This window comes from Streptomyces sp. NBC_00464, from assembly GCF_036013915.1.
Lineage (GTDB): Bacteria > Actinomycetota > Actinomycetes > Streptomycetales > Streptomycetaceae > Streptomyces.
Genome location: NZ_CP107899.1, coordinates 1,988,914 through 2,014,385, shown reverse-complemented (window position 1 = coordinate 2,014,385; position 25,472 = coordinate 1,988,914). Strand labels below are relative to the sequence as shown.

At 71.9% G+C, this 25,472-nt stretch carries 23 protein-coding genes; 8 read left to right on the top strand and 15 right to left on the bottom strand.

Annotated features, from left to right (window positions below; genetic code table 11):
* Window positions 1-25: 25 nt before the first annotated feature.
* From OG912_RS08610 to OG912_RS08585, 6 genes are all read right to left on the bottom strand, one after another.
* Window positions 26-1,375: a hypothetical protein gene (locus tag OG912_RS08610; RefSeq protein ID WP_327708849.1), complete on the bottom strand. Its 1,350-nt coding sequence runs from the start codon at window positions 1,373-1,375 to the stop codon at window positions 26-28.
* On the bottom strand, window positions 1,372-2,148 hold the full coding sequence (locus OG912_RS08605) for an ATP-binding cassette domain-containing protein (RefSeq protein WP_327708848.1): 777 nt from the start codon (window positions 2,146-2,148) through the stop codon (window positions 1,372-1,374). Before OG912_RS08605 ends, OG912_RS08610 begins: the two co-directional genes overlap by 4 nt.
* A gap of 10 nt (window positions 2,149-2,158) precedes the next feature.
* A complete protein-coding gene (locus OG912_RS08600) occupies window positions 2,159-3,067 on the bottom strand; it encodes a hypothetical protein (protein WP_327708847.1) in 909 nt (302 codons plus the stop codon).
* Complete coding sequence (locus OG912_RS08595; protein ID WP_327708846.1) at window positions 3,064-3,666, bottom strand: RNA polymerase sigma factor; 603 nt, start codon at window positions 3,664-3,666, stop codon at window positions 3,064-3,066. Before OG912_RS08595 ends, OG912_RS08600 begins: the two co-directional genes overlap by 4 nt.
* A gap of 7 nt (window positions 3,667-3,673) precedes the next feature.
* Window positions 3,674-4,069, bottom strand: coding sequence for a hypothetical protein (locus OG912_RS08590; protein WP_327708845.1), 396 nt, complete (start codon window positions 4,067-4,069; stop codon window positions 3,674-3,676).
* Between the two features lie 147 nt (window positions 4,070-4,216).
* Window positions 4,217-4,795, bottom strand: coding sequence for an isochorismatase family protein (locus OG912_RS08585; RefSeq protein ID WP_327708844.1), 579 nt, complete (start codon window positions 4,793-4,795; stop codon window positions 4,217-4,219).
* 219 nt (window positions 4,796-5,014) lie between these two features.
* Here OG912_RS08585 and lon point away from each other — a divergent pair, with 219 nt between their 5' ends.
* A complete protein-coding gene (gene lon, locus OG912_RS08580) occupies window positions 5,015-7,435 on the top strand; it encodes an endopeptidase La (protein WP_327708843.1) in 2,421 nt (806 codons plus the stop codon).
* Window positions 7,436-7,520: 85 nt separating this feature from the next.
* Here the strand turns inward: lon and OG912_RS08575 are convergent, their stop codons facing one another.
* Both OG912_RS08575 and OG912_RS08570 read right to left on the bottom strand, forming a co-directional pair.
* A complete protein-coding gene (locus OG912_RS08575) occupies window positions 7,521-8,201 on the bottom strand; it encodes a polysaccharide deacetylase family protein (RefSeq protein WP_327713374.1) in 681 nt (226 codons plus the stop codon).
* Window positions 8,202-8,551: 350 nt separating this feature from the next.
* Window positions 8,552-9,397, bottom strand: coding sequence for a lysozyme (locus OG912_RS08570; RefSeq protein WP_327708842.1), 846 nt, complete (start codon window positions 9,395-9,397; stop codon window positions 8,552-8,554).
* Between the two features lie 225 nt (window positions 9,398-9,622).
* Here OG912_RS08570 and OG912_RS08565 point away from each other — a divergent pair, with 225 nt between their 5' ends.
* Window positions 9,623-10,120, top strand: a complete 498-nt coding sequence (locus OG912_RS08565; protein ID WP_398971039.1) for a MarR family winged helix-turn-helix transcriptional regulator — start codon at window positions 9,623-9,625, stop codon at window positions 10,118-10,120.
* A 72-nt stretch (window positions 10,121-10,192) separates the two neighbouring features.
* Here the strand turns inward: OG912_RS08565 and OG912_RS08560 are convergent, their stop codons facing one another.
* Complete coding sequence (locus tag OG912_RS08560; protein WP_327708841.1) at window positions 10,193-10,978, bottom strand: hypothetical protein; 786 nt, start codon at window positions 10,976-10,978, stop codon at window positions 10,193-10,195.
* A gap of 364 nt (window positions 10,979-11,342) precedes the next feature.
* On the opposite strand from OG912_RS08560, the gene OG912_RS08555 reads away from it, so the two are divergent.
* The 5 genes from OG912_RS08555 to OG912_RS08535 are packed head-to-tail and all read left to right on the top strand — an operon-like array spanning window position 11,343 to window position 17,105.
* Window positions 11,343-14,327, top strand: coding sequence for a sensor histidine kinase (locus OG912_RS08555; RefSeq protein ID WP_327708840.1), 2,985 nt, complete (start codon window positions 11,343-11,345; stop codon window positions 14,325-14,327).
* The gene (locus OG912_RS08550) at window positions 14,324-14,803 is read left to right on the top strand and encodes a roadblock/LC7 domain-containing protein (RefSeq protein ID WP_326738731.1); all 480 of its coding nucleotides are present in this window, start codon (window positions 14,324-14,326) and stop codon (window positions 14,801-14,803) included. Before OG912_RS08555 ends, OG912_RS08550 begins: the two co-directional genes overlap by 4 nt.
* Entirely contained in the window at window positions 14,800-15,216 is a 417-nt protein-coding gene (locus OG912_RS08545; RefSeq protein ID WP_326738732.1) for a DUF742 domain-containing protein, read from the top strand. The genes OG912_RS08550 and OG912_RS08545 overlap by 4 nt, the downstream gene beginning before the upstream one ends.
* Entirely contained in the window at window positions 15,197-15,847 is a 651-nt protein-coding gene (locus OG912_RS08540; protein ID WP_326738733.1) for a GTP-binding protein, read from the top strand. Before OG912_RS08545 ends, OG912_RS08540 begins: the two co-directional genes overlap by 20 nt.
* A gap of 22 nt (window positions 15,848-15,869) precedes the next feature.
* On the top strand, window positions 15,870-17,105 hold the full coding sequence (locus OG912_RS08535; protein ID WP_327708839.1) for a styrene monooxygenase/indole monooxygenase family protein: 1,236 nt from the start codon (window positions 15,870-15,872) through the stop codon (window positions 17,103-17,105).
* A 242-nt stretch (window positions 17,106-17,347) separates the two neighbouring features.
* On the opposite strand, the gene OG912_RS08530 is transcribed toward OG912_RS08535, so the two are convergent.
* From OG912_RS08530 to OG912_RS08505, 6 genes are all read right to left on the bottom strand, one after another.
* On the bottom strand, window positions 17,348-17,812 hold the full coding sequence (locus tag OG912_RS08530; RefSeq protein ID WP_327708838.1) for a BP74-related protein: 465 nt from the start codon (window positions 17,810-17,812) through the stop codon (window positions 17,348-17,350).
* Between the two features lie 222 nt (window positions 17,813-18,034).
* Window positions 18,035-19,255, bottom strand: coding sequence for a C40 family peptidase (locus tag OG912_RS08525; protein ID WP_327708837.1), 1,221 nt, complete (start codon window positions 19,253-19,255; stop codon window positions 18,035-18,037).
* Between the two features lie 167 nt (window positions 19,256-19,422).
* On the bottom strand, window positions 19,423-22,017 hold the full coding sequence (locus OG912_RS08520; protein WP_327708836.1) for an outer membrane protein assembly factor BamB family protein: 2,595 nt from the start codon (window positions 22,015-22,017) through the stop codon (window positions 19,423-19,425).
* Between the two features lie 92 nt (window positions 22,018-22,109).
* On the bottom strand, window positions 22,110-22,376 hold the full coding sequence (locus tag OG912_RS08515; RefSeq protein ID WP_326738739.1) for a hypothetical protein: 267 nt from the start codon (window positions 22,374-22,376) through the stop codon (window positions 22,110-22,112).
* An 85-nt stretch (window positions 22,377-22,461) separates the two neighbouring features.
* On the bottom strand, window positions 22,462-23,214 hold the full coding sequence (locus tag OG912_RS08510) for a TetR/AcrR family transcriptional regulator (RefSeq protein WP_327708835.1): 753 nt from the start codon (window positions 23,212-23,214) through the stop codon (window positions 22,462-22,464).
* A gap of 26 nt (window positions 23,215-23,240) precedes the next feature.
* The gene (locus tag OG912_RS08505; RefSeq protein WP_327708834.1) at window positions 23,241-24,176 is read right to left on the bottom strand and encodes an AurF N-oxygenase family protein; all 936 of its coding nucleotides are present in this window, start codon (window positions 24,174-24,176) and stop codon (window positions 23,241-23,243) included.
* 179 nt (window positions 24,177-24,355) lie between these two features.
* On the opposite strand from OG912_RS08505, the gene OG912_RS08500 reads away from it, so the two are divergent.
* Window positions 24,356-25,465 carry a ferritin-like domain-containing protein gene (locus tag OG912_RS08500; protein WP_327708833.1) on the top strand — a complete coding sequence of 370 codons (1,110 nt, stop codon included), beginning with the start codon at window positions 24,356-24,358 and terminating at the stop codon, window positions 25,463-25,465.
* The last annotated feature ends 7 nt before the right edge of the window (window positions 25,466-25,472 follow it).

The window sequence follows — 25,472 nt, the reverse complement described above, 5'->3', positions numbered from 1 at the left end:
TTCGTGGTGGTTCCGGCGGCCGTGTTCACAGGACGGGCACCTCCGACGGGGAGCAGCTCGTGTGCGTGGCCAGGAAGCGGCCGAGCCAGGCCCGGCGCTCGGGGGCCGGCATGGCTTCGAGCCGACGGAGCTGCGGGGACTTCTCCGCGCCGGGGGCAGGCGATGCGCCGGGGCTCTGCGACGCGCCGGCGAGCCAGTTCGTGACGGCGTCGTCGGTCGCCGTCACCCGGCCGGTGTGGACGGCGTCCGGGCACTCCCGGTTCGCCAACCGGTAGGCCACCTGCCAGGCGAAGTCCTCCGCATGCTGCAGCCGTCCTCGCAGGAGGTACCAGCCGAGGTTCGGCGTCGGCATCCAGGCAGCACCGGAGCCCGGCCGCGTCTCCTGGTCCACATAGCGGACCGGCGCCCCCGGCACTCCGTCCAGCCGGCCGAGCAGCCCGGACAGTGCCTGGGAGACCTGCGGCAGCAGAGGCCCGTCGTACCCGGTCAGGCAGAGCTGCGGGGTGCCGTCCGTGCAGGTGACGCGGTCCGTGGCCGGGTCCTCCCGCAGCAGACCGGGGCCGGTGTCCACGATCAGCGCGGCGACCGTAGCCGCCAGGGCGAGCGGTACGACGGCGAGGAACCGGCGCCTGGCCGCATGGGCGATCAGAGCGGCCAGGGCGAGACCGCAGGTCCAGGCCACCATCGCCGGGGCGAACCACCACACGGGCAGCGACCCGTCGAGCGCGTACTGCACGGCCGGGTCGAGGAACTGGGCCGAGGACTCGGAGTAGCTCGGCACCCCCAGCACGAGATACAGCAGCGCGGCGAGAACGGGCGCGGCCAGCCGCCACCGGCACCGCTGCCCGACGACGAACCCGACCAGTCCGACGGCCACCAGGAAGGCGCTGTCCGCGACGGCGAAGGACGGGAACGGACTCCCGCCCCCGGCGTACGGCCAGGTGGCCAGCAGCGAGGCGGCCAGCGCGACGAGATACCCGGCGACCGCCCAGAGCGCGAGCGGCAGCGCGGCCACCACGGCCCGCGTCGACCTGGGGCGCGGGGTGGAGAGCCAGAGTTCGGTGGTCGAGCGCCGGTGCTCGCGGGCGCCCTGCCAGCAGGAGGCGGCCGCCACCAGCGGGCCGACGAGCAGGGTGGCGCCGGAATGCAGCAGTCCCTGGGTCTCGCCCCAGCTCCCCTGCCAGGTATCGGCCTTGGCCGCCATGGTGACGGCGAGCATGACCGCCGTACAGACACCGGTCCACGGCGCGATGCCGCGGCGCAGCTCGGTCCGCAGCGCGAGGAGCGTCGGCCGGTACGCGGCGACGGGGGAGCGGGCGGACCCGGAGGCGTCCTGCTCCTCTTTCCGGGCAACGGAGTTGTCGGTCGTCGTCATCGGGCGGCCGCCGTCGAACGGTGGGTGAGCAGGGCCGCGGTGTAGCCGCGCTCGATGGGGCTGCCGTCGAGCCGGTCCCCGTCGCTGCCCAGGGCCGCCAGCTCGGCCGTCGTCCCCCGGTACGCGATTCGGCCCGCCTCGACCAGCGTCACATCGGCGCAGGCCGTGACCACGTCCTCGACCAGGTGCGTGGAGAGGATGACCGTGGCCCGTTCGCCGAGCTCCCGCATCAGCGCGCGGAACTCCACCCGCTGCTCCGGGTCGAGCCCGGCGGTCGGCTCGTCGAGCAGCAGCAGCTCCGGTTCGTTGACGATCGCCTGCGCGATGCCCACGCGCCGGACCATCCCGCCCGACAGGGTCTTCATCCGGGCATCGATGCGGTCCGTCAGGCCCACCCGGTCCACCGCACGCTCCACGGCGCCCGCGATCAGGGCGCCGTCCATCTCCTTGAGCCACGCCACATAGGCGACGAACTCGCGGACGGTGAAGCCCGGGTAGTAGCCGAACTCCTGCGGCAGATAGCCGAGCCTGCGCCGGACCGCCGCGCGGCTGCGGTGGTCCGCGTCCGCACCCACCTGGCTGCCGAGCAGTTCGACCCGCCCGGAGGCCGGTGCGACGGCCGTCGACACCACCCTGATCAGCGACGTCTTGCCGGCGCCGTTCGGCCCGAGGAGGCCGTGCACGCCGGGCGCGAAGTCGAGATCGACGGCGTCCAGCGCGGTCGTGCGACGGTGGCGGACCGTCAGTCCCGAAACCCTGACCGTGCTGTTCACGCGGTCACGCTCATGATGTCTCCAGGTGGTCGAAGGATCTGCGGCGCAGGGCCAGCAGCCCGGCGCAGAGCACGGCCGCGGCAGCCCAGGCACCCTGGGCGGCGGGCCCCGCGAAGTAGTGGGCACCGGCCGCCAGCGGCGCGTCGAGTCCCGAAGGCGATGTGGTGAACGTCGGTACGACGACGGCGACGGCCCAGCACCCGGCGACGGACGAGGCGCCGGTGCGGCAGCCGACGTACGAGCCGAGCGCCAGCGCCCCCAGCGTCATGGCGAGGCCAGGCAGCAGCCACGCCACGGCCCCCGGACCGGCAGCCGAAGCGGGCAGCGCCGCCCAGGCAAGGGCGAGCACCGGGACGGTCACCGCGAGCACCGCGGCGGTCCTGATCAACAGCAGCCGCAGCCCGCCGCCCGGCGTCGTCGCGGCGATCTCGTGCATCGGGTCGGCGGAGCGCCCGTACGAGACGCCGACCCCGGCGAGCGGCAGCACCGGCGCGACGACCAGGAGCAGCGGCCGCGCCGAGCCGCCGAGCCCGCCCCCGTACGCCAGCGCGACGGACCCGAGCGCCACCAGCACCAGCGCCGCCGCCCATGACCCGCGCAGGGCGGGCCCGGCGGCCCACAGCAACCGGCCGGCCCGGGTGGCGGGCCCCGGCACCGGCAACCGCGGGCGCCCCCGCACCCGGGCCCGCCACCACGAGCGCCCCCGCACCGGCTGCGCCGCCGCGGCTTCGAGCACCGCCGCGCGCACCCCCTCCAGCAGCGGTGCCGCGGCCCCCCGGCCGCGTACCGCCGCAGACACCCGGGCCGCGCAGAGCGCACACGACTCGACGTGCTTCTCCAGCGACCAGGCGTCGGTCTCGGCGGCGGTCCCCGCCGCGTACCGCCCGGCCAGTTCGTCTCCCACATGCCAGGCCGTCATGCCGTGCCTCCCAAGGGACCGTTCTCCACAAGCAGCCGGTCCAGTGCCGCCCGCAGCTCGCGCCGGGCCCGCATGGCCCGGGTCTTGACCGTGCCCTCCGGTATGCCGAGCAGCCGGGCGGCCTCCCGGGTGGTCAGCCCGTCGATGACCGTCGCCCGCAGGACCTCCCGGAGTTCCGGCGAGATCCGGTCGAGCGCGGCACCGACGTCGCCGTACTCCAGACCGGCCAGGACCCGGTCCTCGGCGGACGGCACGGCGGCCGTCCACTCCGCGCCACCGGCTTGCTCGGCCTGCGCCACGCGCTCCGTCCTGGCCCGGGTCCGCTGCGCGTCGACCAGCCGGCGGGCGGCGATCACCCAGAGCCAGCCGCCGGCCTCGGCGCCCCGGTGCGTACCGGCGGAGCGCCAGGCCGTGACGAACGTGTCCTGGAGCACCTCCCGTACGGTCTCGGGGTCCGCGCACCGCCGGTTCAGCCGGGCCAGCAGCCAGCCGGCGTGCCGGTCGTAGAGCGCGGCCAGAGCGGTCGTGTCCCCCTGTGCGACGGCACGCAGCAGCGCCTCGTCGTTCCGGTCGTTCCCCGCGGGGCGCAAGTGGCTCACACCTCCTCTATCGGGGGCCGGACGCGAGTCGGTTCACGCGCGGCGCATGCGGAAGCGGACGCGGACAGGGGCGTGGGGCCTTCTCGCCGTGCACCGCGATGTGTTCGGCCGCCAGCCAGGGGGCGAGGTCGTCGACGAGCAGGGACAGGACGGCCGGATCGGCGGTCGGGGTGCGGCCCGTGCGCGCGGCCACCCGCATCTGCCCGGCCCGCTCGGGAAGATGCGGGTAGTAGCGGGCGAAGAGCTCGGCGGACTCGGCCAGGTCACTGGTCCAGCCGCCCCACTGCGGCATGACCGGGGTGAAGCCCGTACGGACGATCCGGCGGGCAGCGCGGCGGCTCAGGGCGCGGCGTTCGGCGTCCGTGGTGGCCTCGGCGGCCTGCTTGTGCCAGCGCGGGAGCAACAGGCAGGCGCGAACTCCTCCTGGACCCGGCTCAGCGAGCCCTCCCGTGCGATCGTGCCGTCCCGGTTCAGCCCTCGGTCGTCGTTCATACCGGCACTCTGCCCGTCCCGCCAGACCCCTGACCAGCCCGCATCCGCATGACCACGGCTACGGCTGCGGCGGCGCCCCGAACGTCACGTCCGCGGCCGCCGTCGTGACGTCCGCATCCCCGCTGATCGCCCACGCCGCGACCCGGGACACCACGGCGGCCGGAACCGCCTCGCTGATCCCGGGAGCTGCGGGGACGTCCTGCGTCGCGTGCGCGTCGTGAGGGAGGACGACCCGGTAGCCCAGGGCCAGGGCCGTGCGGGCCGTCGCCTGGACGCACATCTCCGACATCACGCCACAGACGGCGACCGCCCCGACGCCCGCCCCGCTCAGCAAGGAGCCCAGCGGTGTACCGGCGAAGCCGTCGTCCCGGGTCTTGCGGATCACGGACTCCGTGGGGCCCTCCTCGACGGGCAGGTGGAGCGCCCAGCCCGGGGTGTGGGGCTCGTCGCCCGCGCCGGGGGCGCCGTCGTTCTGGAGGTGGACGACGAGCGCGCCGCTCTGTCGGGCCCGCGCGATCAGGTCGGCGGTCCGCTCCAGGAGTCCGGCCGCCCCGGGCACCGCCCTGTCCCCGGTGACCCCGGCCTTCTGGACGTCCACGACGAGGAGGGCATGCGAGGGAAGCGCGGAATCGGTCATGGCGCCATCCTGTCCTGCGCCACCGAAGGCCTCCACAGGATTTCGCGTACGCGGGCCAGTGGGGTCGCGGGGACTACGAGGGTGGTGACCGGTGTTGCACACAGGGCACCCAGCGGCAGCCGTACCGCGATCGCTCACAGCGAACGCACCCAGGGGAACATTGAGCGGCTCACAAGCATTGAGTCTTCATAGCTCAACTTGAGTGCCGAAGGGGAGATCATGGCTACTGAGTCCAACGCCGTCACACCGCTGACCCTGCCTGTGCTGCCGCTCGACGACGAGGTCGTGCTGCCCGGAATGGTGGTTCCTCTGGATCTGTCCGACACCGAGGTGCGCGCTGCCGTCGAGGCCGCCCAGGCCGCGGCCGGCGAGAGCGGCGGCAAGCCCGAGGTGCTGCTCGTCCCGCGCATCGACGGCTCGTACACCGGGATCGGTGTCATCGGCACCGTCGAGCAGGTCGGACGGCTCTCCGACGGCGACCCCGGCGCGCTCATCCGCGGCCGTGGCCGCGTGCGGATCGGGGCCGGGACCAGCGGTCCCGGTGCCGCCCTCTGGGTGGAGGGGACCCGGGTCGACGTCTCCGTCCCCGAACCCCTCCCCGGAGCCGCCGCCGAGCTGGTCAAGGAGTACAAGGCGCTCGCCACCAGCTGGCTGAAGAAGCGTGGCGCCTGGCAGGTCGTGGACCGGGTCCAGCAGATCGAGGACGTCTCCGCGCTCGCCGACAATTCCGGCTACTCACCCTTCCTCACCACGGCCCAGAAGGTGCAGCTGCTGGAGACCGCCGACGCGGTCGCCCGGCTGAAGCTCGCCATCCAGTGGCTCGGCGAGCACCTCGCCGAGCAGGACGTCGCCGAGTCCATCGCCAAGGACGTCCAGGAGGGCGTCGACAAGCAGCAGCGCGAGTTCCTGCTGCGGCGCCAGCTCGATGCCGTACGCAAGGAGCTCTCCGAGCTCAACGGCGACCCGGAGGACGAGTCGGACGACTACCGGGCACGCGTCGAGGCCGCCGACCTTCCCGAGCACGTCCGCGAGGCCGCGCTCAAGGAGGTCGACAAGCTGGAGCGTTCCTCCGACCAGAGTCCCGAGGGCTCCTGGATCAGGACCTGGCTCGACACCGTCCTCGAACTGCCTTGGACCGAGCGGACCGAGGACGCGTACGACATCAAGGGCGCCCAGGAGGTCCTCGACGCCGAACACGCGGGCCTGCAGGACGTGAAGGAGCGCATCACCGAGTACCTCGCGGTGCGCAAGCGGCGCGCCGATCGCGGGCTGGGTGTGGTCGGCGGGCGTCGCGGCGGTGCGGTGCTGGCCCTGGTCGGGCCGCCCGGGGTCGGAAAGACCTCGCTCGGTGAATCCGTGGCGCACGCCATGGGCCGCAAGTTCGTCCGCGTCGCACTCGGCGGTGTCCGGGACGAGGCGGAGATCCGTGGCCACCGGCGTACGTACGTCGGCGCACTCCCCGGCCGCATCGTCCGCGCCATCAAGGAGGCCGGTTCGATGAACCCGGTCGTCCTGCTCGACGAGATCGACAAGGTCGGCTCCGACTTCCGCGGCGACCCCGCCGCGGCCCTCCTCGAAGTGCTCGACCCGGCACAGAACCACACCTTCCGCGACCACTACCTGGAGGTCGAACTCGACCTCAGCGACGTCGTCTTCCTCGCCACCGCCAACGTCCTGGACGCCATCCCGGAGGCCCTGCTCGACCGGATGGAACTGGTCAGGCTCGACGGCTACACCGAGGACGAGAAGGTCGTCATCGCCCGCGACCACCTGCTCCCGCGCCAGCTGGAGCGGGCCGGTCTGGAGAAGGAAGAGGTCACCCTCGACGAGTCCGCCCTGCGCAAGCTGGCCGGCGAGTACACGAGGGAGGCCGGTGTCCGGAACCTGGAGCGTTCCGTCGCCCGGCTGCTGCGCAAGGTCGCGGCCCAGCACGAACTGGGCGACCGCGAGCTGCCGTTCACGGTGACCGACGAGGACCTGCGTGGTCTCATCGGCCGGCCGCACCACGTCCCCGAGTCCGCCCAGGACCCGGCCGGGCGCCGCACCGCGGTGCCGGGCGTGGCCACCGGGCTCGCGGTGACCGGGGCGGGCGGTGACGTGCTCTTCGTGGAGGCGTCGCTCGCCGACCCGGAGACCGGGGCGTCCGGACTGACGCTGACCGGTCAGCTCGGCGACGTCATGAAGGAGTCCGCGCAGATCGCGCTGAGCTTCCTGCGCTCGCACGGCGCGGAACTGGAGCTGCCGGTCGCCGACCTCAAGGACCGGGGCGTGCACATCCACTTCCCGGCGGGCGCGGTCCCCAAGGACGGCCCGAGTGCGGGCATCACCCTGACGACCGCGCTGGCCTCGCTGCTCTCCGGACGGCTGGTCCGTACGGATGTGGCGATGACCGGTGAGGTGTCGCTGACCGGACGGGTGCTGCCGATCGGCGGCCTGAAGCAGAAGCTGCTGGCCGCCCACCGCGCGGGCATCACCACCGTGGTGATCCCCCAGCGCAACGAGGCCGACCTGGACGACGTCCCCGCCGAGGTGCTGGACACGCTGGAGGTCCACCCGGTCACGGACGTCCGCCAGGTCCTGGAGATCGCCCTCGCCCCGGCCACGGCCCCGGCGGAGCGGAGGATCCCGGCCGCGGCGTGACGGACGTGGCACCACGGACACGGCCGGTACGGACGGCCCGTCACCCCCATGCGGGGGAGGCGGGCCGTTTCGCGTACCGGAGGTCCTACGGGCGGTAGATGGTCCCCGGCACCGGCTCGGCGGGCGCCATGAGCTGGGGCACCGTCACGAAGGTGTAGCCGCGCTTCTTCAGCTCCTTGATGATGCCCGGCACGGCGGGGACCGAGCCCTTGTAGATGTCGTGCAGCAGGATGATGCCGTCCTTGCTCGCCTGGTCGAGTATCCGCTTCTTGATCAGTGCGGAGTCGGTCGTCGAGTAGTCCTTGGCGGTGGCGCTCCACAGGATCTGGGACAGGCCCAGGTCCTTGCTGATCCCGGAGACCGTGTCGTCGGTGCGGCCCTGCGGCGGGCGCATCAGTCGCGGCTTCTTGCCGGTGATCGCCTCGATCGCGTCCTGCGTCTTCTCCAGCTCGGCGCGTATCTCCGCGGGCTTCTTGTCCGTCAGGATCTCGTGCGACCAGGTGTGGTTGGCCACCTCGTGCCCCTCCGCCGCGATGCGGCGGACGGTGTCGGGGTGCTTCTTCACATGGTTCTTGCCCAGCAGGAAGAAGGTCGCGTGGACCTTCTCCTTCTTGAGGATGTCCAGCAGGTGGGGGGTGTCCTCGGCCGGGCCCGCGTCGAAGGTGAGCGCGATGCACTTGGCCTTGCGGCAGTCCACCGGGCCGAAGGAGCCCTTGGCGTCCGATCCGGCGTCGCCGCGGGCGGATCCGGGGGCCGTGGTCTCCATCGAGCAGCCGCTCAGTGTCAGCGTGAGCGCCGTCACAAGAGCGACGGCCAACCCCGTACCGATCGACTTCGTCCTAGTGGGCAAGGCGGGTCACTCCCTCGTTGCTTAAGTCGCACTTATGTGCGGACTGCATGGACTATACACATCACGTATACACGGCATGTATAGGGGGAGGGTGTGAGGCTGCGACGGCATCGTGCCTGGTCGGGGCGGTGGACGGGACAGAGCCCGGCGACGGGTGCGTCACCGGGCTCTGTGGGGAAGGACTGCCGGGCGGCTGCCGGCGGCGGAGGGGTCAGGAGCTTCGTCCGGATCGGCCCGCGAGGCCGACGTGATCCGGCCGAGGGGTCCTAGCCGTTGGCCATCGCCTGTACGCGGTCGAGGGCGCCGTTGAAGTGGTTGTGGTCGCCGACCGTCGGGCCGGACGAGGTGTACTGCCAGATCGTGTAGAAGCCCCAGCCGGCCGGGAGTGTGCCGACCGTGGTGTTGTAGCGGGCCACCCAGAGCGGGTTGGTGGCGCCGAAGCCCGCGTTGTTGCCCGTGCAGGTCTGCCACCAGCTGGTCGCGGTGTAGATGACCGCGTCGCGCCCGGTGCGTGCCTTGTAGGTGTTCACGAAGTCGCGGATCCAGGAGACCATTCCGGCCGCGGTCTTGCCGTAGCACTGTGCTCCGTACGGATTCCACTCGATGTCGAGCACGCCCGGAAGCGTCTTGCCGTCCTTGGACCAGCCGCCGCCGTGGTCCACGAAGTAGTTGGCCTGGACGGCGCCGCTCGTGGTGTCCGGGGTGGCGAAGTGGTACGAGCCGCGGATCATTCCGACGTTGTACGAACCGTTGTACTGCTGGGCGAAGTCCTCGTTCGTGTAGTACGTGCCCTCCGAGGCCTTGACGTAGGCCCACTTGACGCCGCTGCTCCAGAGCGTGGACCAGGCCACGGCGTTCTGGTGGCCGCTCACGTCCACGCCCTCGGTCTGGACCGCGCGGGTGGTGGGCAGTCCGCCCTGGCCGTCGTGGGCGACGACGCCCATGCCCATCGTGGCTGTGCCCCGGGCGGGCTTCGTGGGGTCCCCGGCGGTGGGGGCCGCGCCGGCGGCGCCGGGCAGGGCGACAAGGAGGGAGAGAGCTGCGAGCAGAGTTCCCGCCGCTGCGAAGCGCGAGCGACGGGCTGTCTTGGAGCCGGATCTGTGCACGGGCATTGCGTGCCTCCGAGGCCTCGGTGGGGGGGATCTGCTGACCGGGGGCGCGGCGGACACACCCCTGATGGCATGCCATGGTGTGAACATGCCATGCATGACGCTACGCACGTAGACCCGGGTGGCGGAAGAGGGCCTGGGCGGTGCCGTTGGTCTACTCCTGCGAAATACTGGTGGAGCTGCGGTGATGACCAGCGGTGAAAGAAACTTTCAGTGGCGGGAAAGCTCATGAGGGGTGTTGACGTGCACGGGAGCGAAAGCGGGAGTGAACCCGGCGCAACCGCAGGAAATGGTGTGGACCACGAATTCCTGGCCCTGGAGCTGGAGTTGGCGGTCTTCCTGCGTCGCGCACGGGCCAATTCCGGCGAAATGGCGCGCGAGGTGCACCCCGAGCTGGAGGCGGCGGCCTACGGACTCTTCGTACGCCTGGAATCGGCCGGCCGTCAGCGGGCCACCGACCTCGCCTCGTACTTCGGTGTCGGCAAGGCCACCATGAGCCGTCAACTGCGCGCCCTGGAAGTCCTCGGGCTGGTGGCGCGCGAGCCCGATCCGGCCGACGGGCGGGCCTTCCTCGTCCACCTCACGGACGAGGGCCTCGCCCGCTTCCGCAGTGTCAGGGACGCGCGCCGCGACCGCTATGTGCGCAATCTCGCCGACTGGGACCGTGCCGAGGTGGCGGAACTGGCCCGGCTGCTGCACCAGCTGAACGCCCGCGCCGAGGGCTGAGCCGGGCCGGCGCGGGGCGCGCTGCGGGCCGGGTCGGGCTGACGGGGGGCGCGCCGCGGGACGCCGGGCGGTTCACAGTTGCGCGTAGACCGCCGTCGCGTCGTCGTGCAGCTTGCTCCGCCGCAGGTGCGTACGGTCCGTGTCCGCGTCCTCCAGGGCCCGGACCCGGTCGATCAGGCCCTGGGGACCCTCCTTGTGGAGCACCCCGAGGCAGGCCGTCCAGTCGCCCTCGCCGAACATCTCCGTCCAGCGGCTCGCCCCGTCCGTCATCGCGGCGAGGGCCCGCACCTCGGCGCGCGGCGTGCGCCCGGCGACCGCGCGGTCCGCCACGGACGGGTCGGCGGCGGCGGTGAAGAAGCCGCCCTCCTTGTTCCGCACCTGGGCGTCGGCGATCGCCTCGGAGGCGAGGGAGCCCGGCGGCAGCCGGTCGAGGCGGTCGTCCAGCAGGGCGCTGACGGCGCCTCCGGGTGACTCGAGGAGCAGCACCGAGTCGGACAGCACCAGGTGCTCGATCTCCGTCTCGTCCCAACGCACCAGGACGACAGTCGCCTGTGGCGTACGCACGTGAGAAAGGTCACACACGGTGCGGTGTGCGTCGGCGGTGCGCCGGATGGACTCCGCGAGGATCTCCCGCAGGGTCAGATCCCGCCGCGAACCCGACAGTTCGACCAGGGCGCCGCCGAGCCGTGCGGTGAACCAGGGGACCGAGTGCGCACAACCGTCGTCGCCCTGCGGCGGGGTCACCCCGTCGAGCAGGACGAGCCCCCCACCCTGGCCGGAGGCGGGAAGGACGGTGGCCACCCAGTCCTCGTTCGGGCGTTCGGCGAGACCGGCGGCGGTGGCGAGTTCGATGCGCATTCAGTCAGTCTGCACGATGCCTTCACGGAGCCTGCACGGAGCGGGGATTGGCCCGTACCAGCAGGTCAGAAGGGCAGGTGGAGCGGAAGGATTCACTCCGGGAAGTGTGCGGGCGGGCATCCTGCCAAAGCCTGCCCGGAAGATCCAGCCAGACGCCCGGGTGTGCCGTCGGGGGCCCGTGGGGAGACTTGTTCGTCAACTCGGGAGTGATGTTCACTCCTTCGAGTGGCGGAGCGGTTGATGCGCGCCCCCCTCTCAAAAGCACTGGAATGGTCAGAAGCCGTACCAGGGGTCGGGGCGCTCGTTCACGTGACCGAGCGTCACCTCTGCTTCAAGGGCGGACGAGTCAAGATTGCGAGCACCGGTGCAGAAGAAGCGGCCTCGGAGCAAGGGCAGCAAGCACAGCGGTTCCGAGGTGGCGTCTTCGGCGCCGGCTGAGAGCGGGCGCACCGTGCGCGTCCGCAGCCGGCTCGTCGCGGGCGTCGCGGTCGTCGGGATCACCGTCATAGCCGCGGGAGCGCCGGCGGCCCTGAGTGCTTCCTCCGACCTGACCGATTCACAGCGGCTGGTCACCCTCGCGGAGCTGAACCAGCAGGCCATCGCGCTCGCGCACTCCCTCGCCGACGAGCGCGACGAGGTCACCGCCTTCATCGCGGGCGGCCGGGAGGGCAAGCTGGGCTCGACCAGCGGTGCCGCGGGAAGCCGCAGCGCCCGCGTCGACCAGCAGGTGGACGAGATCAGGGACGCGGCCTCCGCGGTCCTGCGCCGCGACCTCTCCACCATCCCCTCCCTGCGTCGCGACGCCATCGGCGGCAAGGGCACGGCGCTGGAGGCCCACCAGGCGTACACCGAGGTCATCTCCAAGCTCCAGGACCTCGCCGACGAACTCGCGGACGGGACCCCGCCGCGCGCCGCCGAGTCGGTCCGCGCCCCGCTCGCGCTCGGCCGGGCCACCGAACAGGCCTCCGCCACCCGCGGGCTGCTGCTCGCCGCGCTGGCCGTCCCCCGCAAGGAACCGGCCGCCCCGCAGATCGACCCGTTCACCGGTCTGCCCGTCCAGACCCAGGACGAGGGCGAGACCAAGGAGGACCGCACCCGCGACGAGCTGAGCGGCGCCGCCCAGCAGTACCGGGTCGGCGAGCTCTCGGCCCTCTCCGACTTCGACCAGGCCGCCGGTGCCACCGCCCGCGACAAGCTGGCCACCACCGTCACCGGCCCCGAGGTCAACAGCGCGGAGAAGTACCTCGCCGGGCTCACCGACCGCCCCGAGCTCTCCGAGTCCGATCAGAAGACCAGCAGCAAGAAGCTCCAGGCGGCACTCTCCGCCCGGATCGACCGGATGCGCGGCGTCGAGTCCGCCCTCGGCACCGCCCAGGTGCAGCGCCTGGAGCAGCTGCGCGACGACGACGTCACCGCGCTCGAACTGCGGATCGCGCTGCTCGGCGGCTGTCTGCTCATCGCCGTCGGCGTCTCCACCGCCGTGGCCCGCACCCTCACCCAGCCGCTCGCCGTCCTGCGCATCGGCGCCGGCCGCCTCGCCGCGGAACCCGAGACCGCCGAACCGGTCCGCTACACCGGCCGCAACGACGAGTTCGCCCAGGTCGTCCGGTCCATCAACGCCCTGCACGGCCGACTGCACGGACTGCTCCACGAGTTCAACGGACGGTTCGAGAAGCTGGAGAGCGAGCGCGGCGAACTGATCGCCGGCCGCGAGGCCCTCACCCTCCAGCGCGCCGAACTCCAGGTCCACACCGCCGATCTGGCCGCCCAGCTGGAGAAGCTGAAGAACACCGTCCACCACACCTTCGTCAACCTCTCGCTGCGCACCCTCGGTCTCGTCGAACGCCAGCTCGGCGTCATCGAGTCCCTGGAGGAGCGCGAGCAGGACCCGGAGCGGCTCGGCACGCTGTTCAAGCTCGACCACATGGCCACCGTCATGCGCCGCCACAGCGAGAACATGCTGGTTCTCGCGGGCGCCGAGCACGGACACGGGCACCCGGGGCCGATCCCGCTGGTCGACGTGTTGCGCGCCGCTGTCAGCGAGATCGAGCGGTACGAGCGGGTCACCATCCAGTCCCTGCCGCCGCACGCCCAGATCGCCGGGTTCGCCGCCGACGACCTCAGCCACCTCGTCGCCGAACTCCTGGAGAACGCCACCTCGTTCTCCCCGCCGGACTCCCATGTCCAGCTCTCCGGATGGCTGCTGGAGACCGGCGAGGTGATGCTCTCCGTGCAGGACGAGGGCATCGGCATGTCGTCCGTACGGATGGGCGAGCTCAACACCCGCCTCGGCGACCCGTCGCGCTTCGAGGCGGGCGAGCAGAGCGCGGACGGGGCCGGTCTCGGCCTCCAGGTGACCTCGCTGCTCGCCGCGCGCCACGGCGTACGGGTCCAGCTGCGTGAGCAGAAGGGCAACGGGGTGACCGCGGTCGTCGTGCTGCCGCAGGCCCTGCTCCCGAAGGCGCCCCCGGCCGCGACCCCGCCGCCGGTCACGGCCCTCGGCGACGCGCCCACGCTGAACCTCCCCGGATCGGTCGCCGAGGCCAACTCCAACGCCCTGCCGCGCCGCACCCTCGCCCTGCCCGGCGACCCGCTGATCGCGGCCGCCGAGCAGACGATCGCCGACGCCGGCCCGGCAGCCCTTCCCTCGCCGGGACCGGAGGCCGGGGCCCTCGCCGCCCCCGACCACGCACCCCCGGTCGCGCCCGAGCCCGAGCCCGCGCAGGGCCCCGAGCCCGTACTGCCGGTGCTGCCCGTGGAGAGCGAGGCCGAGACCACGATGCAGGTCCGGCTCCCGCGGGTGCCCGAATTCGAGGACGTACCCGAGTTCACCCACGCCCCCGCCTTCGGGGACGGCCCGGAGCCCACGGCCGACGCCGGGCCCTACGCCATAGGCCCCGACCGTCACGAGCGCGCCGCCGACGAGGGTGCGCAGCCGCACCCCGGCCCGTCGCTCGACTCCCCGGCCCCCGAGCCCGCCCCGGCGGCCTCCGCCCCCGTCGCGACCCCCGTGGCCGACGCCCTGCCGGGACCGCGCCACCCCGAGCCGGAACCGCAGCCCGAGCGCATCACCGACAAGGGGCTGCCCAAGCGCACCCCCAAGGTGGTCAAGCCCGCGGCGGCCCCCGCACCCGAGCGCACGGGCAGCGTGGACAAGGAGGCCCTGCGCCGCCGGCTCGGCGGCTTCCACCAGGGCGCGAAGAACGGCCGCCGGGACGTCGAGGCGGAGATCGCCGAGGCCACCGCCCCGGCCACAGGCGCCACACGTACCGAGCACACTGAGCCGGCAGGCCGTACCGACGGCCGAACCGGAGAGACGGGGGACACAGTCGAGGAGGCACGCAGTTGACTGCGCCCAGCACATTCGGGCTGAGCACCGAGGCCCGGAACCTTCACTGGTTGCTGAGCAATCTGGTGGAGGAGGTGCCAGGGGTCCACTCGGTCACCGTCGTCTCGTCCGACGGACTCATGCTGCTCTCCTCCGACCCCGGACACCAGAACGCCCAGGTGACCGGTCGGCAGGACGGCCCCCGCGGCTCCAGCGCCGACCTGGCCACCATCGTCTCCGGCATCGGCAGCCTCACCGTCGGCGCCGCGAAGCTGATGGACGGCGGCGGCGTCAAGCAGACCATGGTCGCCATGGACGAAGGCAGCGTCTTCGTCATGTCGATCAGCGACGGCTCGCTGCTCGGTGTGCACGCCACACCCGACTGCGACATGAGCGTCATCGCCTACCACATGGCGCTCTTCGTCGGCCGTGCCGGACACGTACTCACCCCCGAACTCCGCAGTGAGCTGCGCAAATCGATGGAGAGCGCCCAGTGATCCCCGCTGCTGCTGAACCCGCCCGCAGGCTCCCCGTGCGCGGGGCCGACAAACGGCCCGCGCGGGTGCGCCCGTACTCGCTCACCGGCGGCCGTACCCGCTTCGGCCACGTGCTGCTCGTCGAGACCTTCGTCGCCGCGCTCGAAGCGCCCGACGAGCGCCGCGAACTGACCAACGGCAACCTGGCCTCGCGCGTCATGCCGGAGCTCCAGGCCATCGTCGAGATCTGCCGCCGGATGCGTACCGTCGCGGAGATCTCGGCCCTGCTGAAGATGCCGCTCGGCGTCGTCAGGGTGCTGCTCAGCGACTTGGCCGACCAGGGAAAGATCCGCGTGTACGGAACCGGTCACGGCACCGGCCAGCCCGACCGCGCACTGCTCGAAAGGGTGCTCAATGGACTCCGTCGTCTCTGAGTCGCCGCTGTTCGCCCCGCGTCAGCCGGGGCCGAAGGACCAGGCCGAGGAATCGCTCCAGGCCTGGCAGCTCGATCACACCAGGGCCCCGATCGCCACGAAGATAGTGGTCGCGGGCGGCTTCGGCGTGGGCAAGACCACCTTCGTGGGCTCGGTCTCCGAGATCACCCCGCTGAAGACCGAAGCGATGATGACCCAGGCCAGCGAGGAGACCGACGACCTCAGCGCGACGCCGGACAAGGTCACCACGACCGTCGCCATGGACTTCGGCCGCCTCACGCTCGACGACGACCTGGTGCTGTACGTCTTCGGCACACCGGGCCAGCAGCGTTTCTGGTTCATGTGGGACGACCTGGTACGCGGCGCGATCGGCGCGGTCGTGATGGCCGACACCCGCCGGCTCGCCGACTGCTTCCCCGCCCTCGACTACTTCGAGAGCTGCGGGCTGCCGTACATCGTGGCCGTCAACCACTTCGAGGGAACACCCGGGTTCGAGGCCGAGGATGTCCGGGAGGCCCTGACTGTCCCCCCGCACGTGCCTGTTGTGATCATGGACGCGCGTAACAGGATCACCGTCGTCGAGTCGCTGCTGGCCCTGGTGGGCCACGCGCTCGACGCCACCCCGGCATAGTCACACACAACGGAGAACCGCGATGCGGAAGATACTCATAGTCGGAGCCGGCCAGTCCGGGCTCCAGCTCGCCCTCGGACTGCAGTCCAGAGGCTACGAAGTCACCCTCATGTCCAACCGCACGGCCGACGAGATCCGCTCCGGCCGGGTCATGTCGACACAGTGCATGTTCCACACGGCGCTCCAGCACGAGCGGGACTACCAGCTCAACTTCTGGGAGTCCCAGGCCCCGCGCATCGAGGGCCTCGGCGTCTCGGTCGCCGCGCCCGACTCCTCGCGCGCCATCGACTGGGTCGGCAAGCTGGACGGCTTCGCCCAGTCCGTGGACCAGCGCGTGAAGATGGCCGGCTGGATGGACACCTTCGCCCAGCGCGGCGGACAGCTCGTCATCCACGGTGCGGCCGTGTCCGACCTGGACTACTTCTCCCGCACCTACGACCTGGTGATGGTCTCGGCCGGCAAGGGCGAGCTGGTCTCCATGTTCGGCCGGGACGCGTCCCGTTCGCCGTTCGACGCCCCGCAGCGCGCCCTGGCCGTCGCGTACGTCCACGGCATGGGCCCGCGCCCCGAGCACCCCGAGTTCGACGCGGTCCGCTGCAACCTGGTCCCGGGCGTCGGCGAGCTCTTCGTGATGCCGACCCTGACCACGTCGGGCCGCGCCGACATCCTGTTCTGGGAGGGCATCCCGGGCGGGCCGCTCGACGCCTTCCAGGGCATCAAGGACCCCTCGGAGCACCTCGCCAAGACGCTGGAGCTCATGGAGAAGTTCACCCCGTGGGAGTACGCACGCGCCACCAAGGTCGAACTGACCGATGCCAACGGCACCCTGGCGGGCCGTTACGCCCCGACCGTCCGCAAGCCGATCGGCCGGCTCCCCGGCGGCGGTCTGGTGCTCGGCGTCGCGGACGTGGTCGTCGCCAACGACCCGATCACCGGGCAGGGCTCCAACTCGGCCTCCAAGTGTGCGAACGCCTACCTGGACTCGATCATCGAGCACGGCGACCGCGAGTTCGACGCGGACTGGATGCAGTCCACGTTCGACCGCTACTGGGACACCGCCCAGCACGTCACGAAGTGGACGAACGCGATGCTCGGCGTTCCGCCGGAGCACGTGCTGAACCTGATCGGCGCCGGCGGCCAGCTCCAGCCGGTCGCCGACCGCTTCGCCAACGGGTTCAACAACCCGGCGGACTTCGAGAACTTCTTCTACGAGCCGGAGAAGACGAACGCGTACCTGGCTTCGGTTTCCGGGGCCTGATCTGCCGACCGACCTGCGAAGCGCTGGTTGGCGTCGGTGAACACCGACGGCTGTGGGCCGTCCTCGGACGGCCCACAGACGGTGCAGCAGCCGGCGCTGCGTGGGCCCTGACATCTTCGTGACTGTCAGGGGCCCCGTGACACTGCCTGACGGTCCCTGTTGCCGCAGAGACCGCCCTGCGGGCGGGCGGCCTTCGGGCGCCCACCAGCGGGAGCTCCCGGAGGCATCGGGCGCCTGCGGGATTACGAGCTGGGAATCTCCCTGACCAGGCGGGAGGTCCAGTTGCACCAGATGCGGCCGGGCAGGAAGGGGCCGCCGACCTCGTCCAGGTGGTCTTCGACGTAGGGGATGCTCGAGTCGCAGACCTCAATGCCCTGGTCGAAGAAGCTGGTCTGGGCGGGGTCCGCCTGGAAGCTCCATCGCGGGTTGTAGGAGGCCGGCCGGGGGATGATCCGCGTGAGCACGTGGGGCTCGTCGGTGGTTTCGCCGCTGATGAGCGCGCGTGCGTGCTCGATTTCCTTGCTGGTCGTCAGCTTGATGACGAACTCCTCGCGCGTGATGTCGGTCATCGCGAAGTACGCCGTTTCCGACGCGGTCGCGCGCACCGGCCCCTGCTGCGGAGTGCTGGCCTGGGAGGGCTGTGCCACGGTGAAGGCGAGCACGCCGACGGCGGCCACACCGGCTGCCTTGGTGAACACATTTCGCATGAGGGGTCTCTTCCCGTTCCGGGTCGTCGCACCGATCGCGACTGACTACCTAGAGTATTCAATCAGTAACTTGACGTGATCGAATTGATCTCGGCGCTTGAGTCGCGGGTTGACGTTCCCCCTCGCGGCTCACGGCGTCCCGCCGTGGTCATACCGCGTGAAGGTTGTTTCTCCGAGGGCCTCCGACGGGCCCCGGCCCGGCCGACGTGCGTTCGGGGACTCCTACGCCTCGGGTGCGGAGGACTCCCCGTATCCGTCGTCGGAGCCCTCGGTGGCACCCTCGGGAAGCTCCGGCGGCTTGTACGTGGCCAGCGGCGCGCTCTCCGGATCGGGCCGGACAGCGCCCAGCAGCGGATTCGACGCCACCGGGGAGACCTTGACCCGGGAGCCGGGCCGCGGCGCCTGCACCACCAGGCCGTTGCCGATGTACAGCGCCACGTGCGTCGCCTTCGGGAAGTAGATCACCAGATCGCCGGGGCGCAGGGCGTTCAGCTCCACCTTCCGCAGCTGCCGCCACTGCTCCTGCGAGGTCCGGGGGATGGTGCGGCCGGCGCTCGCCCAGGCCTGCGAGGTGAGTCCGGAGCAGTCGAACGAGTCAGGGCCCTCCGCACCCCACACGTACGGCTTGCCGACCTGCTCGATCGCGTACCGGACCGCCTCGCCGCCCTCGGCGGTCGCCGGCCGGAACGAGGACAGGGCGCCGGAGGCGACCAGTGCGTCCTGGGCCTCGGCCGTGCCCTTCTGTTCGAGGCGGGAGAGCTCGGCGAGCCGGTCGGCGGAGAGCGTGGCGAGCAGGGCTTCGACGTCCTTCAGCCTCGACCGGACGGCGTCGCGTTCCTTCTTCTGCCGTGCGGCCAGCACCTGTTGCCTGTCCAGTACCTTGCGGGATTCCTTCGCCAGCTCGTCGGCCCGCTTCTCGGCGCCGGTGAGCCGCTTCACCGTCGCGGCCCGACCGGCGGCCAGCCGCTGGATGACCTGCCCCTGGTCCAGGGCGTGCTCGGGGTCGCGCATCAGCAGCAGCTGGAGGTACGAGGAGAAGTCGGACCGGCCCTGGTACTGCTCGCGGGCCAGCCGGCCGGCGTCGTCGTGACTGCGGGACAGCGAGAGGCGGGCGGTGACGAGCGCGGAGTCCAGCTTCTTCGCCTGAGCGGTCCGCTTCTTCAGTTCGGCCGCCGTCCCGTTGTAGGTCTCGGTGGCTTCCTCGGCCTCCTGGTAGAGCCGCTGGAGCTGGTTCAGCAGCCCGGCGACGCTGCCGGGCGCGGCCTCGGGTCCGGCAGCCGGGACGGCGGGGTCCTCGGAGCCCGGCGAGGGGGCAGGCGAGGGGGCAGGCGATGGGCTCGGCGATGGGCTCGGCGAGGGGGCCGCGACGGCCGCGGCCGGCGTGGTCACGACGACTGCGGCCAGCGCCGCCGTCCCGAGGGAGCGCAGAAGTTTGCCCGACACGACACCACCTCCGGAAACGGGGTGAATCGTGCGACTACCCCATGAGTGAGCGCAATTCCTCCATACGCTCACTCACCGTCAGGTGATGCAAGAACCTCCGGGCGTGGCGGTGGGCCGATTCCCCCGGAAGGCGGCGGTCCGGCTCCGGGGGGCCGCAGCCGGCCCGGTCAGTCGACCGGGAACGCGTAGACCACGCGGTCACGCCGGACGACCGCGGTCTTCCCGAAGGCCAGCACCTGGTAGGACGCGGTGACCTTCTCGCCCTTCGGGTCCTGGTCCCCGATGTCCTGGAACTTCCAGAGCCGCCGCCCGTCGGCTGCCGCGAACGCGGTGACCTGCCCCGGGTCCGCCGCGAGCAGCGTGCCGCCCGAGCCGCTGACCGTGACCGCGGGGGCCGATCCGCCGGCCACCGCCTCCGTGGACCGCCTCCAGCGCAGCTTCCCGGTCTCCCGGTCGGCCACGCCCACTTCCTGGTTGCGGCTGGTGGTGTGCAGCAGCGCGCCGGCCTCGACCGGGGTCCCGAAGGGGGAGTCCGGTGTGCCGTTCAGCGTCCACTTCGGCTTGCCGCCGGGCATCTCGAAGGCGCGGAGGTCGTCGCCGACCGCCGCGTAGAGCACCCCGTCCGCGTCGCCCATGGCCGCCGCGTCGGGGGCGACCGTGCCGAAGGCCTTGGTCCACTGGAGCTTTCCGGTCTTCCGGTCGAAGCTGCGGAAGCGGGCCTTGCCCTTGGCGGCCTTCACCTCGGCGGGGGTGAGCGTCAGCGGGTCCTGCCGTACGACGACGGCGTCCGGCCGGACCGCCGTCAGCCGGTACACGGGCGCGGCCGGGCCGCGGCCGGTGGGCACGGGCGTCCGCCACAGTTCCCTGCGCCGCTCGATGTCGTACCCGAAGAGATACGACGTGACGACCTGCTTGTCCTTGCCGCGCTTCTTGCCCTTCTTGGGCTTGGGGGCCTTGACGGTCACCTGGTGCGAGCCGGTGAACCAGAGCTCCGGGCCGGACGATCCGACGATCCGCTGCACCGAGAGGTTCGGAGCGTCCTCGAACCCGTCGGCGTACGCCACCCGGTGGGCCACCCGGCCGTCCTTCGCGGACAGCCACAGGAATTCGGACGGGCCGGCGACGAAGACGGACTCCTTGCCGGCCGGCAGGGCCGCCTGGCCCTTGGCGGCGTCGGGGCTCTCCCAGACCCTGCGCCCGGTGCTCAGGTCGACGGCGGACGTATGGGTCTCACCGGTCAGGACCAGCAGCCGATCGTTCCAGAGGGCGGCGGTGAGGGGGGCCGGTTCGGCCGCCGGGTGGGTGTAGATCCAGCGCGGCTGCGGAGCCAGTCCGGCGACGACCGGCCGGCTGGGGCTCGGTGCGGGCTTGGCGTCGACCGTGGCCCCGGCGTCGTCGTCGGACGTGAGCGCGAGCACCCCGCCGCCCCCGATCAGCAGCCCGGCGGCTCCGGCGGCGGCCCCGATCAGCAGGGTCCGGCGGTCGACGGCGGCGGGCTTCACGGCGGCCGGGGGAACGGCGGCGGGGAAGGGTGCCGCAGGTACGGGGGCGGGCAGTGCGTGCGGGGTCATGGGGGCGGCGGGGATACCCGTCGGTTGCCCCGGTTGCCCCGGTTGCCCCGGTTGCCCCGGTTGCCCCGGCGGCAGGGAGAGCTGGGTGGTGACCCGGTCGGGCCGGGGGGCCTGGTGGTCGATGACCCCGAGCTGTGCGGTCCGGGTGTCGCGGCTGGGCACGAGCGGTGCGGGCGGGGGCGTGGCGGCGGCCTGCGGCGTGTCCTCGGCGGCGGCGGGGATCGCGTCCTGCACGTCGTCGGGGGCGTCCGCCACGACCACCGCTCCCTCGGCAGCGGGCGGGGCGGCTTCCAGCTTCCGTACCCGGGAGTCCTGTTGGGCCACGGCGGCCACCAGCGGCTCGGGCAGCCAGCCGCCCTTCGCCAGTCCGGCCGCACCCTCCAGCGCCAGCTCCGCCGCCACCGCGCCCGCGGTCGGACGGTCGGCCGGGTCCTTCGCCAGGCACTTGGCGACCAGCTCCCGCAAATCGTCCGGCACCGCGTCCAGCCGGGGCTCGCTGTGCGCGATCCGGTCGGCGGCCTCGGCGGCCGGGCCGTCCGCCAGCGGGGTGCTGCCCGTCGCCGCGTACGCGAGCAGCAGGCCCAGTACGAAGAGATCGGATGCCGGCCCGGCCTCCTGGCCGGCGACCTGCTCCGGGGTCAGATAGCCGAGCCGTACGGAGAGCTGGCCGCCCGGCCGCGCCTCGGCGTCGGCCGCCGCGCCCAGGGGTCCGAAAGCGGTGAGCCGCGGACCGTCCTCGGCCAGCAGTACGGTCCTGGGGGCGAGACCCTGCAGCACGGCCCCCGTCGCGTGGACCCGGGAGAGCGTCTCGGCGATGCCCGCGCCCAGTATCCGCACGGCACGTCCGGGAAGCGGTCCGGCGATGTCGACCGCCTCGGCGAGGGTCAGCGCCGGCACGTACGCCGAGGCCGTCCACAGCCGGTCGTCGTCCTCGGCCCCGTCGGCAGGGGTGTCCAGCCGCGACACCACCCAGCCGCCCGCCAGCCGGTCCGCGGTACGGGACTCCGCCTGGAAACGCCGCCGGAACGCGGGCAGCGCGGCCAGCGCCGGCCGGGCCGCGGTGATCACGACGAGGTCGTCCGGAGCCGATCCGTGCGCGAGGTACTGGACCGCGGCGGCCGTCTCACGGAACCGCACCAGCACGGTGTACGGGCCGAAGCGGTGTGGATCGTCCTGACGCAGCGCCTCCATGGCGCACCCCCTTGTGACCGTCCCTCGGACCAGACCGTCGATCTTAGGGGGTCCCGGGAGTCCGGCCATCGGGGGTGGCGGCGACGGGCTCGTCACCCCGGCTTCGACCAGGGCCACTTGGGGCTGTGGCGCTCGCGGCCGTCCGGGGCGTACTCGTACACCCAGCCCCGCTGGATCCCCAGCCGCTTGGTGTGGCCGGCCGGGACCCTGCGGTACGCGTACACGGTGGCCGGTCCGCCGTCGGCGGCCGGCACCGGGACCTCGTACCACTTGGGCGGGTGACCGGTCGCGCCGACGAGGACGGGCAGGACCCGCCCGTCCAGCGGGCCACCGGTGAAGGGGGTGTTCTCGCTTCTCACCGCCCCAGTCTGACTGATCAGTCCGGCGCCGGCAGATGCCCGGCGGACTGATCAGTCCGGCGCCGGCAGATGCCCGGCGGACTGATCAGTCAGGCGGCAGCAGATGCCCGGCCGCGCCGATCAGCGGCGCCAGCCGGTCCGCCAGCCGGCCGGCCGGGCCGGCCGCGGTCTCCAGCGGCAGCAGTGCGGCCACCGCCGACGCGGTCTCCGCGTCCGTGGCGGCCGTGACGGCGAGGAGCCCGATGAACTGGTCGACGAGCCAGTCGCGCAGATCGGCCGCGGCCGGCTGCTTCCCCTCGTCCAGCCAGATCAGGGAAGCGGCTTCGACCGCCGCGATCCAGGTGCGCACCATCATCCGCAGCCGGGGCGCGGGTTCGCTGCCCGCGCCCCGGCCCAGATGCAGCAGGATCTGCTCGGCCGCCGCCCGCCGTACCTCGTCGACGATCGTGCTCGTCCGGGACGTCTCGGCGACGCTGCCGCCGCGCAGCAGCGCGCTGAAGCCGGCGTCGTGTTCGTCGACGAAGGCGAGATAGCGGTCGAGGACCCGCGTCACCCGTTCCGTGGGCGGGCCGACGGCCGGTTCGGCGAAGCACATGATCAGTTTCTCCGCGGCGGACCTGAGGGCCGCCTCGTACAACTGCTGGCGCCCGCCGGGGAAGTAGCGGTAGACCAGCGGGCGCGACACCCCGGCGACCGTCGCGACCTCGTCGAGCGAGACCTCGTCGGGGGCCCGGTGCGCGAAGAGGGTGAGCGCCGCGCCCAGGAGCTGGGTGCGGCGTTCCTCGACGCTGAGCCTTCGGTACGCACGGCTGGGCGGCGCGGCTGCGGCAGGGGTCATACGGGTCAGCGTAAGCGCCGGTGCGCTCAGGCGAGGAGGCCGGAGCTCTTCCACAGCCTGCGTCCCACCCCGTTGAGGACACCGATGTCGTCGAAGAAGTCCGTCAGCCGCTTGGCCCCGGACTGCATGACCTCCGCACGGTGCCCGCTCGCCCGTACCTGGGCCACGGCCTCCTGCCGGTCCAGGCCGACGTTCTCGTACACCTGCGGGTTGACGAAGCAGACGGAGAAGACACGGGCCGCCTGCCCGCAGCTCACCCGGGTGAGCTCGCGCTCCCAGCGCGGGGCCGTCACCATCTGGCGGCGCAACTCCTCGCGGGCGTACCGGACGTGCCGTGCCTCCTCGACCACATGGATACGGGTCACCCCGCGCACCAGGGTCTGGACACGCTCGTCGGGGAAGGTCAGGCGCTGCATCCAGTCGAGGATCTCCTCGCCGAGCAGTGTCGCCGCGAACGAACCGGGTGTCGTGGAGACGGTCTTCAGCACCCGGGCCAGATTGTGGTAGCGGCGCGGCACGGGGTAGCAGGGCGCCCCGCCGTAGGTGATCATGCGGCCGAACATCAACGAGTGGCGGCACTCGTCGGCTATCTCGGTGAGTGCGTAGCGGACGTGATTGCTGACCACGGGCTTGTCGTAGATGTGGCGGACCAGCAGCTGCATGAGGATGATCTCGAACCAGATGCCGAGCGAGGCCAGCGAGGCGGACTCGTGCCGGGCCAGATCCTGCTGCTGCTCCAGCGACATCCGCTTCCACATCGGGGTGTCGTAGAGGGAGACCAGCTCGGGCGGCCAGAACCACTTGCCGTCCTCGACCGCCGCGTCCCAGTCGAGCTCCTTGTCCGGGTCGAACGAGTGCTTGGCGGAGGCTTCCAGGAGCCGTTCGGCGATCTGCTCGCGGTCGCGGAGCGGGCCGAGTGCGTCGCGGAGCAACTGCACGTCGCGTTCGGTCACGGTCGTCATGGCTGGACGCACCTCTCCCATGGGTTACCGACGGTCACTCATTATGAGACTACTTGTCAGCAAGGCCGTCAATCCCTTGTGCGCGACTTGTTGACCCGGCGTCTACCAACGTGTGAACCTGCCAACTGAGCCAGGGTTCAGGTGACTTACCGGAGCATTGCGAGGCGAAGGAGCCGTCCGTGTCGACACACGACCTCTACACCACCGCCCCCGAGCAGCCGCTGTGGACGGTGCCCGCCTCGGGTGCCGCCCGGTTCAGCTGGGACTACGACGACGGCCGTGAGCGTCTCCTCGCCCTGTACCAGAAAGGCAAGGACAAGCAGTGGGACGGCAACAAGCGCATCGACTGGAGCATCGAGGTCGACCCCGCCGATCCGCTCGGTACTCCCGACGAGGCTCTCACCCTGTACGGAACCCCGCACTGGGCGAAGATGACCGAGAAGGACCGGGGCGAGCTGCGCAAGCACTACACCTCCTGGCAGTTCAGTCAGTTCCTCCACGGGGAGCAGGGCGCGATGGTCTGCGCGGCCCGGATCGTGGAGTCCGTCCCCGATCTGGACGCCAAGTTCTACTCCGCGACCCAGACCATGGACGAGGCCCGGCACGCGGAGATATACGGCCGGTTCCTGCACGAGAAGGTCGGGATGCTGTACCCGATCAACGACAACCTCCAGGGGCTGCTGGGCGACACCCTGCGCGACTCGCGCTGGGACATGCCCTACCTCGGCATGCAGGTCCTCATCGAGGGCCTGGCCCTGGCCGCGTTCGGCATGATCCGCGACACCACGACGCAGCCGCTGCCCAAGCAGATTCTCGCCTACGTCATGCAGGACGAGGCCCGCCATGTCGCCTTCGGCCGGATGGCGCTGCGCGACTACTACAAGCAGCTGAGCGATGCCGAACTGCGTGAACGCGAGGAGTTCGTCATCGAGGGCTGCTATCTGATGCGCGACCGGCTCAGCGGGGTGGAGGTGCTGGAGAACTTCGGCATCGGCAAGCAGGAGGCGAAGGACCTCTCCGAGCACTCGGAGTTCCTCCAGCTCTTCCGGAAGCTGCTGTTCAGCCGCATCGTCCCGTGTGTGAAGGACATCGGCCTGTGGGGCGAGCGCCTCCAGAAGGCGTACGTCGACATGGGTGTCTTCGAGCTCGGCGACTCGAACCTGGACCTGTTGATGGCCCAGGACGAGGAGATCGCCGAGGAGCTGGACCGGGAGCGCTTCGAGGCGGAGGAGCGGGCGCGGGTGGCGGAGGTCGCGGAGGCGATAGCGGAGGGCGGAGCGGACCGTTGACCCCGCC

Bases quoted from the DNA above. Each gene is read 5' to 3' on its own strand.
- OG912_RS08610 (WP_327708849.1), bottom strand. From the start codon at position 1,375: ATGACGACGACCGACAACTCCGTTGCCCGGAAAGAGGAGCAGGACGCC.
- OG912_RS08600 (WP_327708847.1), bottom strand. From the start codon at position 3,067: ATGACGGCCTGGCATGTGGGAGACGAACTGGCCGGGCGGTACGCGGCG.
- OG912_RS08585 (WP_327708844.1), bottom strand. From the start codon at position 4,795: ATGACCGATTCCGCGCTTCCCTCGCATGCCCTCCTCGTCGTGGACGTC.
- lon (WP_327708843.1), top strand. From the start codon at position 5,015: ATGGCTACTGAGTCCAACGCCGTCACACCGCTGACCCTGCCTGTGCTG.
- OG912_RS08575 (WP_327713374.1), bottom strand. From the start codon at position 8,201: ATGGAGACCACGGCCCCCGGATCCGCCCGCGGCGACGCCGGATCGGAC.
- OG912_RS08570 (WP_327708842.1), bottom strand. From the start codon at position 9,397: ATGCCCGTGCACAGATCCGGCTCCAAGACAGCCCGTCGCTCGCGCTTC.
- OG912_RS08565 (WP_398971039.1), top strand. From the start codon at position 9,623: ATGAGGGGTGTTGACGTGCACGGGAGCGAAAGCGGGAGTGAACCCGGC.
- OG912_RS08560 (WP_327708841.1), bottom strand. From the start codon at position 10,978: ATGCGCATCGAACTCGCCACCGCCGCCGGTCTCGCCGAACGCCCGAAC.
- OG912_RS08540 (WP_326738733.1), top strand. From the start codon at position 15,197: ATGGACTCCGTCGTCTCTGAGTCGCCGCTGTTCGCCCCGCGTCAGCCG.
- OG912_RS08535 (WP_327708839.1), top strand. From the start codon at position 15,870: ATGCGGAAGATACTCATAGTCGGAGCCGGCCAGTCCGGGCTCCAGCTC.
- OG912_RS08530 (WP_327708838.1), bottom strand. From the start codon at position 17,812: ATGCGAAATGTGTTCACCAAGGCAGCCGGTGTGGCCGCCGTCGGCGTG.
- OG912_RS08520 (WP_327708836.1), bottom strand. From the start codon at position 22,017: ATGGAGGCGCTGCGTCAGGACGATCCACACCGCTTCGGCCCGTACACC.
- OG912_RS08510 (WP_327708835.1), bottom strand. From the start codon at position 23,214: ATGACCCCTGCCGCAGCCGCGCCGCCCAGCCGTGCGTACCGAAGGCTC.
- OG912_RS08505 (WP_327708834.1), bottom strand. From the start codon at position 24,176: ATGACGACCGTGACCGAACGCGACGTGCAGTTGCTCCGCGACGCACTC.